The organism is Legionella sp. D16C41, from assembly GCF_048541585.1.
GTDB lineage: Bacteria > Pseudomonadota > Gammaproteobacteria > Legionellales > Legionellaceae > Legionella_C.
Window position 1 is genome coordinate 837,018 of sequence record NZ_CP183303.1, and the last position, 12,226, is coordinate 849,243.

Consider the following 12,226-nt stretch of genomic DNA (forward strand, 5'->3'; position numbering starts at 1 on the left):
AAGCCGGGAGACGTAGAGTGAGTCAAAAAGACTTAAGGCAGCGCCAATAGGCCAAGAGGTTAACTAGATCGTAGGCAGGCTTAGAATCAAATCTACTTTTTAATAGACACCTCGGAACAATAATTTAACAAATTTTAAGCAATTAAAGCAAATACTTATGAAAATTATATTATTTTCTGATAGGCTTATAATAAAATTAAGGCAACGTTTATAATAAAGTGTCTGTACAGGATAAAAGGTAATAAATAGCTTTTAACTTTCGATTCCTGTCTTGTTCAGAGGTGTTATTGTATTAATTATGTTTTGCTTTATTGCTGCGTTGCAAGCGTTCTAATGTTGTTTAATTTATGGAATTCTAAGGGAGATTAGAATGTATAAAAAGGTGATGTTTGCTACTGATTTTGATGAAGTAGGTATTAAGGCTGCTAAAAAAGCTAAGAAAATTGCTGATGAAAATGGAGCCGATTTATTACTTGTTCATGTAGTTGAACCTATTCCAGCCTATGCTTACCCTGGTTTTGCTGGTTTTGCAGAGGTAGAAATTTCTATTCGCGAACAAGCTGAGAAAGAACTAGCCTCGTTAGCTAAAATGCTAAACGTCGATTCGGCGCATTGCATGATCGAGTATGGCTCAACTAAAAACGAGATTCTTCGAGTCGCTAAAGAGAAAAAAATTGATCTTATTGTCACTGGAAGTCATGGTAAGCATGGATTAGCCTTGCTATTAGGCTCAACAGCCAATGCCATTTTACATGGCGCTGAATGCGATGTTTTAATCGTACGGCCAATGGTGGATAAAAAATAAAGTAATTGTAAAAACTATTAAGGCCTTTAATCTCTTGGAAACAAATTTTCAGAATTAAAGGCATTTTTACAAACCAGATAAGATTTCAATATTTATTTCTTACTTCTTAAAGTACTCAGTTTTTAATAAATAGTTATTATCTAAATCATTTCTACAAATCATTATTTTCTAAGCCGTAACAATATGAGACATAATTAAACGGTTGGTTATGTTGTAAGTTATAATTTATGCCGCAATTAATGTTAGGTGGCTTAAAATCTTATGTTTTTCAGCTACTTTGACTTGAGATAAAAAGTATTTTCAAAAAAACTTTAGAACTAATAAAGATACTAAACTTTTGCAGCAGAAGTTTTAAATTAACCTATAAACACTGTACATAAATCAATATTCGTTTTAATCTTTTTATTTGATTTTCCAACTAAAGCTATAAAGAATTAAATTCTCTCTCAACAAAATGGTATATACCTTCACCATTCAGGGGATTAGACTTTGGCTTTTGCCCTATTAAAACAAAAATCAAGCCGTAAAAATCCCGCTTCAATAGTGAGAGGTATAGAATTTTTATAGGAAATTTTATGAAAAAAATAGGAATACTTTTGTTAAGTTTTATATGTTGCTTGTTTATCACAACATTTTCTGCCAACGCTCTAACAAAATCTGACGTAATACGTACTACTGTACAACAAACATCTGCACCAGTTAACGAGGCCGTCAAAAATGAGTACTGGGTAGAAACCAGGGGTAATTTAAACATTACCATGCCATCCATACCAGAAGCTGGACTAGCTAATCCAGAGGTTACAATTACTGGCATGGGGCAAACCTTAAAACATACTATGGCTTGGGGAGTGGTATGGAGTGTAAAGAACTTGGCTGCTGGTTTTTATACGATTACTGCCTCTAATGTGAGTATTGGCCAACACACCTATCAAGCAAATCGCGTTAATACCACTCTAGAAGCTAATAATACGGCACCAGTGGTGGTAAAATATACACTTGCACCATCTAGTGCAGGCAATTTGACTATCACAATACCGGATGCCCCTGTTAATGGATTAAATAATCCTGTAATCACTGTGCAAGGTATGGGAAAAACATTCAATCAAATAGTTCCTTGGGGTACACAGTGGCAGCTTACTGATCTCGCTGCTGGTAATTACACTGTAACTTCTTCTACGGTTACAGACACTGATACCTATCAAGCAAATCCAGTAGAGATCACCGTAGCAGAAAGCGAAACGCTGCAAGCTGAAATGAAATATACTCTCGTTGCTGCTAATTCAACAACGGCATTATTACCTGCTTATACCCCTGAAAATAATAACCGTCCTATTTCTTGGAATAAGATTAAACATATAGTGATTATTGTTTTTGAAAATTCTGGTTCCGAAGATGCATTAGAGCAACCATTTTTTAAATCATTAACAACTAAGGGAGCATATTTATCCAATTATTCAGCGGTTAGCCACCCTTCACAACCTAATTATCTTGCTTTAATTGGTGGTTGTACGTTTGGGGTCATTGGCGATGGTAATCATAATATTAATGCCAAACATATTGGCAATTTGCTTAATGCAAAGGGTTTAACCTGGAAGTCATATGCTGAAGGCTATCCTGGTAATTGCTTCCAAGGTGCTAACAGTGGCACTTATTATCGTAAACATGAGCCTTTTATTAGTTTTGTTAATGTCCAAAGTAATGCTGGTGAGTGTGCCAAAGTTGTACCTGGTCAACAATTTTTCTCCGATTTAGCGGCAAATAAACTGCCTAAATATTCTTTATACATACCAGATATCAATAATGATGGTCACGACACCGGTGTGGCGTTTGCCGATAAATATTTTTCTAAAACCTTTGGTCCGATATTTAATAATGCAAGCGTAATGAATAATACCCTTTTTATTATTACCTTTGATGAGGACGATAATATTTTTACCAATAAGGTGTATACAGCTTTTGTTGGCGCTGGTGTAAAAGCAGGCGCTACTAGTGCGCTTAAATATAACCACTATAGTATCTTAAAAACAGTTGAAGATATATTGCAACTAGGTACCTTAGGTAGGAAGGACCAGAAGGCAGCTGAAATTTTAGATATTTGGGATGCTGTTTCTTAATTTATTAATTAAATATACTAAGGTATTTATCAATTAAGGCGATTATCTTCCTAGGTAATCGCTCATGTTCCTAATTCGTAGAAGAAACCGAATAATAGATCATTTTTCTCCTTCCGAAAGGCTGTATTTAGCACATTTTGAATGAAAATCATCTTTCAAAATATCCTTTAATTGTAAGAAAAATTCATGTGTCTTTAATACAGCGACATTCTATGGCAATATTTTTTTATCAAACAATAATTTTGGTTTGTGTATAGGTTGTTATTATTAAACTTGTAGGTTGAGCCAAATGGCCCAACCTACGCTAACTAATCCATCAATAGTGCATCAACTTTAGCAGCACAGATAAAATCATTCATAGTGAGTCCTTTTAAGGCATGCGTCATAAAACTAACATGACAATAGTTATAGCCAACTTCTAAATCAGGATGATGATTTTCTAAATTGGCAATCCAGGCAAGTGCATTTACAAATGCCATGGTTTCATAAAAGTTATGAAATTTAAATGAACGCTTAATAATTTTATTATCTGCAGAAACCTGCCAATTTTCATTAAGCTGTGGCATTAGATTTTTAACTTGTTCTTGATTTAAGGCTTGACCAATACCTTCACAAGATTCGCATTTTTTTTGGCGTAATTCGCTACTCATAGGATTTTCCTTCTTTAAGGCTAATTGCTAAATTATCAAGAAATCGAGTGTTATGCTCAGGTAGCCCAATGCTTACTCGTAAGTGACTAGTTAGGCCATAATTATCTAATGGTCTAACTATAATTCCTTTTTCTAGTAATTTCTTGTAAATAGGCTCGCTTTGCATACCACAATCAAAGGTAATAAAATTTCCTACTGAGGGTAGGTAGCTAAGATTAAGATCAATTAACCCTTGTTCTACTTGCTTTAATCCTTGGATATTTAGGGCAAGAGTTGATGTTAAAAACTCTTCATCTTCTAAAGCCGCAGCGCCGGCAGTTAAAGCAACTTGATTAACTGAAAAAGGTAGCTGGACTTTATAAAGTAGATTAATAATATCAGGATGCGCTATTGCATACCCTAACCTTAATCCGGCAAGGCCGTAAGCTTTGGAAAACGTTCTAGATACAACTAAATTGGGAAACTCTTGCAGTAAACTAAGAGCACCTGGTTCATCTTGATAAGCATACTCATAATAAGCTTCATCAAGTACTACGATAGTTCCAGCAGAGATTTTTTTAAGTAAGTGACGAATCTTTTCTAGCGGAATAAGTAGCCCTGTAGGATTATTAGGATTGGCTAGAAAAATTAAGGCAGTATTAGTATCAGCTAGCTTTATCATAGCCTCAATATCAACTTCCCAACTAGTTAACACCGGACTTGATTTAACAGGTATACCTAATATTTGGGCCTGAATACGATAAGAGATAAAGGCATAATCATGAGTAAGTATATGCTTATTGGTATGTAGACCAAAAATAGTCAATAACAAAGAGAATAAGGAATCAGAGCCATTACTTAAGAATAATTTGTTTTCGGGAATAGCTAGTTTTTCACTTAATTTTCTATTAAGAGGGTGACTGGCAGGTGCCGGATAAGTAGCAATTTTTAAACCAGTTAGCTTAGCAATGGCACTTATAACGTTAGAACTACAACCTAGCGGATTTTCATTACTTGCAAGCTTGATAATATCGGTTATTTTTTTTTCTTGGCCTAACTCTTCAATTGATTTGCCAGGTATGTAAGGTTTTAAATCTCTAATACCTTTATGAGGCAATTTTTGGTAATCACAAGGCAAAATACTCTCCTTAGTTATACACGTGGTCTAGAGTTGTTTCATATTGTTGCTCATCTTACTGAAGAAACCATACAAAGTGAATTTTATTTACTATAGCATCACCCACTAAACTTTATACTTTGTTGCAAGCTCTTACAGCTTAAGTCATGTACTTTTGTATACACTCCTTAGCCTCCTTCGCTTGCGCCTTGTCTAAAACTTAGTGGGTGACGCTATATAACAAATATTGCTTGCCTAATAGCTGGAAAAAAAGCTATTCTTGGCGGGCAATTTCAAACCTCAATAATGGATTATTATATGCAACGCGGATTTTCATTAATCGAAGTGCTTATTTCGTTACTTATTATTAGTACTACAATTTTGTCGCTATTTAATCAACAGTTACATCATTCCTTATTAAGCCATGACATACTAGCAGAGTGGTCAAAGCTTATAAATGTTACCAATTTAACTGAGCAATTTTTACAATAAATGGGTTAGTTATATAACGTTTTAAATAATATTTAAATTGCTTGCCTAAGTAAATGCACGGTTATTTTTAAGTAAAATAGTTATGCCTAAAAATACCAATTAGCAAACTTAAGAATTAGAAGAAAGATGATTACTCAACGTGGTGTAGGTCTAATTGAATTAATGATAAGCCTATTTCTATTTTGTTTACTAATAGCTATAGCTACTCAATTTTATCTTATGAGTAAGCGTCATTATTTGACAACAGAGAAGGATTTAACACAGGCGGTTGATATGCAACTAGTTAATCAATTAATTCGCGATAGTATTAGAGCAGCAGGGTTTACCCCATGCTTAAATATGAATTATTTAATTATGCAAGATGGGCGTGAAGGCACAAGCGCGTTGCTTAAAGCTATTGAGATTAAGGAAAACAGTTTAACCATTAGAAGAATGAGTGATGATTTTTTTACAGTTAAGCGCCAATTTGATTCACAACATTTATTAATACCAGATACAAAAGACTTAGCTAAAGGCGATATTGTCCTAATTGCTGATTGTGTTTATGGTGAAATTCATGAGTTAGATTCTATTGAGTATACTTCTTCAGGTTTATTAATCGGTTTAAAAAAACCGCTTAGTTTTACTTATATGGCGCCTATGTATATAGGCTCTTGGTTACAAGAACAATTTTTTATCAAAACTGATAAACAAAATATAAAAAACTTATTTTACAAAATAAATCATGCTGAGCAATTAACATCAGTTATTAATCATTTTTCTGTCAAATTATTAAAGAAAGGTAAGCACCAGTTTATTGATGTTATCTTAGGGATAGAGGATAAGGCTATGCAGTTATACACTAGAGTGCGGCTATCTTGAAGCAACAACAGGGCATAATTTTGCTAACTACTGCTGTTTTTCTAAGCCTAATTACCCTATTACTTTTAGCACAAATAGAGCTTGTTAACCTATCTCAAAAATCACTTAACCAGTTTATAATCCATGAGCAAGCACTACATTTTTTAGAAACAATAGCTCTGCGGGTAACCAATCAATTAAGTCAGCTTAAGCAAAACACTAGCTGTGTTACGAAAAGCCTTGAGCCAAATGACGTTATTAATAGCTTAAAGAAGCAGCAATTAGGGTGTTTAAAACTAGATAAGACGTTTACTTATCGCTATTTAGCAGAATATTTAGGGAAATTTAATTGTATAAGAATTAAACTTAAAGAAAAGACATATGCTACCGAGCATTGGCGCTTGACTATCGCATTATTAAAGCCACAGGTTTTTATTTTGCAACTGCGAGTTGCACAAGTAACCGACTATTCTAAGGCCTGTAAACAACCTGTTATTATAGAGTCAGGCGTTTTAAGCTGGCGCTATTTGACTTAATTAAGTTATAATAGAATTTTTTTTGTAAAAACTGAGTTGTTCATGTTCAAATTAGTAAAAAAGTATCTATTTGGTTTAATAGTTTTTTCTAGCTCTATTATTCAGGTTTGGGCGGATGCAGAGGTCGTTTCTCTATTTCCTATAGAACATTATAATCAGAATGTCTCCCATTGGATTAAACCGACCGATCCAAATTATAATCAACCTTTGCTAAGCCAAACTATTCAAGAGCAACGAATAGCTGAGTTTTTTGACCATTATTTTGGTAAGGCGTCACCGTGGAGTGCCGATTTTGTTAACCGATTATTACAGCAACCAGCACCTTATAATCTTCAAGCTTTTGAAAAAAGTACATTAGATGGGTTCAGTAATGAAGGTAAAGACAATAACCACATTGGCTATGGCGAAAATTTTAGACCTTACCCTAAAAAATGGGTAATGCATATTGCAGAAAATATTGATTTTGCTCAATTAGATAACCTAACTTATCAAGATAAAAATCGTGGTATTGTTATTGAAAATTTAGCAGCACGTGCTTTACCAACCACCGATGTTCACTTTTATCATTATAAAATTCCTGGCCAAGGCTATCCTTTTGATAATTTACAACAATCAGCTCTATGGGCAGGTACACCTGTCTATATTTTGGCACAAAGTAAAGATCATGCCTGGTCGCTTGTGTTAACACCTGAGTATATTGCTTGGGTTAAGAGTAAAGGCATTGCTCGTAGCAGCAATGATTTTGTCAGCAAATGGAAAGCACAAGCTCAAGAAAAAATGGCAGCTATTATTCGTCCCCAAACCCAATTGCTTGATAAAAAAGGCCATTTATTAATTACAAGTTATGTAGGCGCTGTATTTCCAGCGCGCCAGGTTAATGGAGAAATTCACTTACTTGTGCCAATTGCTGATCGTAATCACCATGCTTCAATAGCGCAGGCATATGCGTCTACAAAACAGGCAGCGCTAATGCCACTTAAAGCAACACCACATAATTTTGCTAAAGTCATGCATAACTTGATTGGACGGCCTTATGGTTGGGGCGGCGCTTATTTTTATAATGATTGTTCTGCTGAATTAAAAAGTTTATTTACCCCTTTTGGTATTTGGCTGCCAAGGCATTCGTCTCATCAAGTCGAAATGGGTAAGCAAGTAGATTTAAGCCCTCTGTCAGCAAAACAAAGACTTGATTACTTATTAAACCAAGGTAGACCTTTTATGACTATTATCTACATTGGTGGTCATGTAGTTTTATATATTGGTAAGGTCCTTAATCCTAACAAGCCTTCAACCTTAATGGCTATGACTTATCAGAATCTTTGGGGCCTAACACCTCGTTCAAGCGATAGACGCGCAGTAGTGGGAGGTGCTGTATTATTTCCACTCTTGTTAGAATATCCAGAAGATGCAAGTTTAATATCGCAAGCTGATAAACCCTTTTTTCAAGTAGCTTATCTAGATGAGGCGCCTAACATAAGACAAGAATTTAACTATCTTGATATTAAGTCATTGATGACGCAGGGTAAATAGAGCTTAGTCAGTATAATCTAAGCTATCATAGCTTTAGGTTATGGTGTTGCCTTAAGTGATTAATATAAATAGCGATAATAAAAATAATTAAAATTGTAAAATAATTTATCAGTATGTGTTTGTCTTTAGGCAAGCACAAAATAGGTGGAGATTATTTTTTTAAAGGCTGAATTGTTTTTTTGCTATCTTTTCCGCCATACCAGGAAGGCGCATCGCTAGCTGGAAAAGTTTCTTCTAATGTTTCGTCTATGATTTCTTCAGCGGTTTTGGGAGAATGCAAATCATTTTTCTGTAATCGTTGATTCTTTCTTTTTTTCAGATGCTTCATAAGCATGCCTCAGCTATAATATTTTTAATTTCCTTATGTACTAATTATAACATTCTTTGTTTATTCTTTTTTAAGCAACACTTTATTTTGAGTAATTATCTAGAGAGAAGATTTATTTACTGTTGAGTTAGTTTTTAGTTTTTTCATAACTAACCATAACGGTGGTAATGCTAATAATTGAATAAATACTGAAAAAGCAACTAAAACGGGAATGGATAAATCATAAAGGATACCCATTAAAAAACTCCCTAAAAACCAAAATAATCCAAATCCGGTGTTAAAGATGCCATAAGCAGAGCCACGTTTCTCCTTAGGTACCATATTTGCTACAATAGCTCTCATTAGGGATTCATGCGCACCGACACCGGTGCTCCATAATATAATACCGATTAGCACTTGATAAAAATTACCTAAAAACACCAGGGGTGCAAAAAAGCAAGAAAAAACAGAAACAAGAATTAAAATTAAAAAACCGCGTCTATCATAAAAGTGGCCAAAAAGAGGTGCTGTTAAAGAATTAAGACCAACAGCAATAGCATAAAAAACTGGAATCCATACGGGAGATAAAAGGGCTGTTTTTTGAAGATGATAAGCAATTAATGGAAAATCCGCGAATCCCGCAGCTATCAGGGAGGCACCTAGAAGATAAATCCAAAAAGAAGAGTTCATTCCCTGAGCTTCTAAGCTGCTTTGTGGTACTTCTAATTCATGTGGCTTAGGGTAAAGCCAGCGAGCAAATAAAAGGGTTGATAAGGCAAGTAAAGCTGGAATTAAAAGGATTGCAAAACTTTCTTGATAACTGCCTTTAAAATATAATACGCTAGCAACTATTAAAGGTCCTAGCATCGCGCCAATTTGATCAATAGCTTCATGCAGCCCAAATACCCAGCCCATCCCCATTTTTTGCCCAGCATGAGACAACATAGCATCACGCGAAGGTATACGAATTGCTCTGCCCGCACGCTCAGCAATAATCAATGTAGCTGCTACCCACCAATGCTCTGCTAAGGCTAACAAAGGTACAACTAGTAAATTGCAAGCATAGCCAAAGATTGTAAGCCCCCAATACTTACCAGTTTTATCGGCAAGATAACCTGAAACAAGACGCAGTGCATAGCCTATAAATTCGCCAAATCCGGCAACAAATCCCACTATTGCAGCATTTGCACCTAAGACTGCTAAATAAGGGCCGGTAATACTTCGAGCCCCTTCATAGGTCATATCAGCAAATAGACTGACTACACCAAGAAAAATAACAAATTTTAGTGCCGTTGATCTCGATAAATCCTTTGCTAAGACCATACTTTACTCAAAATAAATTATCTAATCTTTTAAGATAACTTATTAGCTGAAATGAAACAATTTTATTTGTTATTTATCAAACGTTTGTGAATTAAAATGTAATAGATTATTGACGCTTAGGGTTTATAGCTTTTACGATAGTATTAATAAATTAAATTTGACATGATATGAATCAATTAAACTTGGCTTTATTTTCTGAAATCAATGCAGGCGCAGATTTAAGCGGGTATCCATTGTGGTTGGCCATCTTTACGGCAAAATACCTTGTTATTTTTGTTGTTTTATTCTTATTTGCACTATGGTTATGGGGTTCCAAAAGGGATCGCAGTGTGCTTATGCAGGCATTTAGTGCAAATTGCCTTGCACTATTTATAAATTGGATAATTGGTCTTTTCTGGTTTCATCCACGCCCCTTTATGATAGGGATAGGACATACCTATCTTATTCATGCCCCTGATAGTTCATTTCCTAGCAATCATGTGGCAGCTTTGTGTGCTATTAGTCTTGTTTTTTTATGGCGAGAACCTAAAAAACTAATAACTAGTTTATTGCTTCTTGCAACGGTTTTGGTTGCTTGGGCACGAATTTATGTAGGCATTCACTTTCCATTTGATATGATAGGTGGCGTAGTTGTTGCACTAGTGTCAGTCGGCTTTGTAATTTATTTAACTCCTTTAATTGAACGATATTTTACGCCAATTATGGAATATATACATCGCATACTATTTACAAAAATCTTTCATCACAAGGGAACAAATAATTAACTATCAGACCCTCGATAATCTAATTTACAGTTAAGGACGTTTAGTTTGTTAAACTGATTATCCTATTCATTGCATGATTAGGCTCGCTAAATCATGCAAAAAACCAATCCTATTCTGGCCTAATAAAAAATACTTTTATTTTAGTAAATAAAATCTTAAACACGAGCCAATTTAAGCATATAAAATGCAATTTGTACTAAAATTATTCTTAAAAATAATTGTTTTCGTTAGAATCTCCGGCCAACTCTCTTAAAGGAGAATGAATATGAGCAGTGAAGTAAATAGAATTGAACATGATGGCTTTGGAGAGGTTAAAGTTCCGCAATCAGCTTATTGGGGCAGCTCAACTCAACGAGCTAGTGAAATATTCCAAGTTAGCTGTGAAAAATTTCCGCATGAATTAATTCATATGCTTGGTATTCAGAAAAAAGCAGCCGCTTTAAGTAATATTGAGCTTGGCTTCATTGATAAGAAAATTACAAAGGCAATGCTTATGGCTATTGATGAGCTTATATCTGGCCAATATGATGACCAATTTCCGTTAACTATCTGGCAAACTGGTTCAGGCACCCAAACAAATATGAATGCAAATGAAATCATTGCCAATCGTGCTAATGAAATTTTGGGGCATGAAAAAGGAACAAAATCACCAGTGCACCCAAATAACCATGTTAATTTAGGCCAGTCATCAAATGATACGTTTCCAACGGTCATGCGAATTGTAGCTTATCATGCAGTTATAGCATCCCTTATTCCAGCACTCCAATCGCTAAAAGCATCATTAACAGTAAAAGCTACCCAATTCCAAGGAATTGTTAAAATTGCAAGAACTCATCTCATGGATGCAGTGCCAGTTAATCTCACAATGAATTTTGAAGTTTATACAAAACAATGTGAACATAATATTGATAGACTTAAAGATTCATTAAAGCGGGTACGAGAACTGCCACAAGGTGGTACTGCTGCAGGCTCAGGTTTAAATATGCATCCCCATTTTCCAGAAAAATTTATTAAAAATCTAAATGAGTTAACCGGGTATACTTTTTCGTCACTTAAAGTAAAGAATGAAGGTATGTCAGCGCATGACGCTTTAGTTGAGTTATCAGGTACCTTAAATGTTATTGCCACTAGCATGATGAAAATAGCAAATGATATACGTTGGGGCGCTTCTGGGCCACGCTGTGGCATTAACGAAATTCTTTTACCTATTGATGGATTAACTTCTTCTAGTATGCCTGGAAAAGTCAACCCAACTCAGTCAGAAATGATGATTCAAATATGTGCACAAGTAATGGGTAACCATCAAACCATTACGATTGCCGGCTCAAATGGTAATTTTGAATTTTGTAATTGGAATCCAGTTATAATATACAATCTATTGCAATCTATTCGGATATTAGAGGATGGTATTAATAGTTTTAATAAAAATTGTATTGCTAAAATTGATGTAAATAGAGACGTCATTAAAGAAAAGTTGGCGAAGTCTTTAAGTTTGGTAACTGCACTTAATTTTCATATTGGTTATGATAAGGCAAGTGAAGTTGCTGTTAAGGCGCTTAAAGAAAATATCACTATCAAAGAAGCTGCTTTGCAACTTAATTATTTAACTGCAGAACAATTTGATAAATTAGTAGACCCGATTAAAATGGCAAATCCTTTCTAATTGCATAGCAATTTTATCGTAAACTTATGTGCTTGTAGCTTAATCGCTTGCTTGAGTAAGTATTTGGTGAGTTTAGCTAATGTTAACCTTAATGTGATGCTGCAAA

General features: G+C 34.7%; 12 protein-coding genes. 8 read left to right on the forward strand and 4 right to left on the reverse strand.

Going from position 1 to position 12,226, the window contains the following annotated elements; translation table 11 throughout:
* Positions 1–370: 370 nt before the first annotated feature.
* Both ACNVED_RS03725 and ACNVED_RS03730 read left to right on the forward strand, forming a co-directional pair.
* Positions 371–805 (forward strand): universal stress protein, encoded by a 435-nt coding sequence (locus ACNVED_RS03725; RefSeq protein WP_419420419.1) that lies wholly within the window; start codon positions 371–373, stop codon positions 803–805.
* A gap of 575 nt (positions 806–1,380) precedes the next feature.
* Positions 1,381–2,919 carry an alkaline phosphatase family protein gene (locus tag ACNVED_RS03730; protein ID WP_419420420.1) on the forward strand — a complete coding sequence of 513 codons (1,539 nt, stop codon included), beginning with the start codon at positions 1,381–1,383 and terminating at the stop codon, positions 2,917–2,919.
* 308 nt (positions 2,920–3,227) lie between these two features.
* On the opposite strand, the gene ACNVED_RS03735 is transcribed toward ACNVED_RS03730, so the two are convergent.
* Both ACNVED_RS03735 and hisC read right to left on the reverse strand, forming a co-directional pair.
* Positions 3,228–3,569 carry a 4a-hydroxytetrahydrobiopterin dehydratase gene (locus tag ACNVED_RS03735; RefSeq protein WP_419420421.1) on the reverse strand — a complete coding sequence of 114 codons (342 nt, stop codon included), beginning with the start codon at positions 3,567–3,569 and terminating at the stop codon, positions 3,228–3,230.
* Positions 3,562–4,686 carry a histidinol-phosphate transaminase gene (gene hisC / locus ACNVED_RS03740; protein WP_419420422.1) on the reverse strand — a complete coding sequence of 375 codons (1,125 nt, stop codon included), beginning with the start codon at positions 4,684–4,686 and terminating at the stop codon, positions 3,562–3,564. The genes ACNVED_RS03735 and hisC overlap by 8 nt, the downstream gene beginning before the upstream one ends.
* Positions 4,687–4,983: 297 nt before the next feature.
* Here hisC and ACNVED_RS03745 point away from each other — a divergent pair, with 297 nt between their 5' ends.
* The 4 genes from ACNVED_RS03745 (at position 4,984) to ACNVED_RS03760 (ending at position 8,063) form a co-directional block, all read left to right on the forward strand.
* Positions 4,984–5,157 (forward strand): prepilin-type N-terminal cleavage/methylation domain-containing protein, encoded by a 174-nt coding sequence (locus ACNVED_RS03745; protein ID WP_419420423.1) that lies wholly within the window; start codon positions 4,984–4,986, stop codon positions 5,155–5,157.
* Positions 5,158–5,283: 126 nt separating this feature from the next.
* Entirely contained in the window at positions 5,284–6,018 is a 735-nt protein-coding gene (locus tag ACNVED_RS03750) for a PilW family protein (RefSeq protein ID WP_419420424.1), read from the forward strand.
* A complete protein-coding gene (locus ACNVED_RS03755; RefSeq protein WP_419420425.1) occupies positions 6,015–6,533 on the forward strand; it encodes a hypothetical protein in 519 nt (172 codons plus the stop codon). Before ACNVED_RS03750 ends, ACNVED_RS03755 begins: the two co-directional genes overlap by 4 nt.
* Before the next feature lie 42 nt (positions 6,534–6,575).
* Positions 6,576–8,063, forward strand: coding sequence for an SH3 domain-containing protein (locus ACNVED_RS03760; protein WP_419420426.1), 1,488 nt, complete (start codon positions 6,576–6,578; stop codon positions 8,061–8,063).
* A 151-nt stretch (positions 8,064–8,214) separates the two neighbouring features.
* On the opposite strand, the gene ACNVED_RS03765 is transcribed toward ACNVED_RS03760, so the two are convergent.
* Together ACNVED_RS03765 and ACNVED_RS03770 are read right to left on the reverse strand one after the other, a co-directional pair.
* Positions 8,215–8,391 carry a hypothetical protein gene (locus tag ACNVED_RS03765; RefSeq protein WP_419420427.1) on the reverse strand — a complete coding sequence of 59 codons (177 nt, stop codon included), beginning with the start codon at positions 8,389–8,391 and terminating at the stop codon, positions 8,215–8,217.
* 99 nt (positions 8,392–8,490) lie between these two features.
* The gene (locus tag ACNVED_RS03770) at positions 8,491–9,693 is read right to left on the reverse strand and encodes an MFS transporter (RefSeq protein ID WP_419420428.1); all 1,203 of its coding nucleotides are present in this window, start codon (positions 9,691–9,693) and stop codon (positions 8,491–8,493) included.
* A 167-nt stretch (positions 9,694–9,860) separates the two neighbouring features.
* Between ACNVED_RS03770 and ACNVED_RS03775 the strand changes: the two genes are divergently transcribed.
* Positions 9,861–10,457: an undecaprenyl-diphosphatase gene (locus tag ACNVED_RS03775; protein WP_419420429.1), complete on the forward strand. Its 597-nt coding sequence runs from the start codon at positions 9,861–9,863 to the stop codon at positions 10,455–10,457.
* Between the two features lie 265 nt (positions 10,458–10,722).
* Complete coding sequence (locus ACNVED_RS03780) at positions 10,723–12,120, forward strand: class II fumarate hydratase (protein WP_419420430.1); 1,398 nt, start codon at positions 10,723–10,725, stop codon at positions 12,118–12,120.
* Positions 12,121–12,226 lie beyond the last annotated feature (106 nt).

Excerpts from the sequence above, each read along its gene's own strand:
- ACNVED_RS03725 (WP_419420419.1), top strand. The coding sequence starts at position 371 with ATGTATAAAAAGGTGATGTTTGCTACTGATTTTGATGAAGTAGGTATT.
- ACNVED_RS03750 (WP_419420424.1), top strand. The coding sequence starts at position 5,284 with ATGATTACTCAACGTGGTGTAGGTCTAATTGAATTAATGATAAGCCTA.
- ACNVED_RS03760 (WP_419420426.1), top strand. The coding sequence starts at position 6,576 with ATGTTCAAATTAGTAAAAAAGTATCTATTTGGTTTAATAGTTTTTTCT.
- ACNVED_RS03765 (WP_419420427.1), bottom strand. The coding sequence starts at position 8,391 with ATGAAGCATCTGAAAAAAAGAAAGAATCAACGATTACAGAAAAATGAT.
- ACNVED_RS03730 (WP_419420420.1), top strand. The coding sequence starts at position 1,381 with ATGAAAAAAATAGGAATACTTTTGTTAAGTTTTATATGTTGCTTGTTT.
- ACNVED_RS03780 (WP_419420430.1), top strand. The coding sequence starts at position 10,723 with ATGAGCAGTGAAGTAAATAGAATTGAACATGATGGCTTTGGAGAGGTT.
- ACNVED_RS03735 (WP_419420421.1), bottom strand. The coding sequence starts at position 3,569 with ATGAGTAGCGAATTACGCCAAAAAAAATGCGAATCTTGTGAAGGTATT.
- ACNVED_RS03745 (WP_419420423.1), top strand. The coding sequence starts at position 4,984 with ATGCAACGCGGATTTTCATTAATCGAAGTGCTTATTTCGTTACTTATT.
- ACNVED_RS03770 (WP_419420428.1), bottom strand. The coding sequence starts at position 9,693 with ATGGTCTTAGCAAAGGATTTATCGAGATCAACGGCACTAAAATTTGTT.
- ACNVED_RS03775 (WP_419420429.1), top strand. The coding sequence starts at position 9,861 with ATGAATCAATTAAACTTGGCTTTATTTTCTGAAATCAATGCAGGCGCA.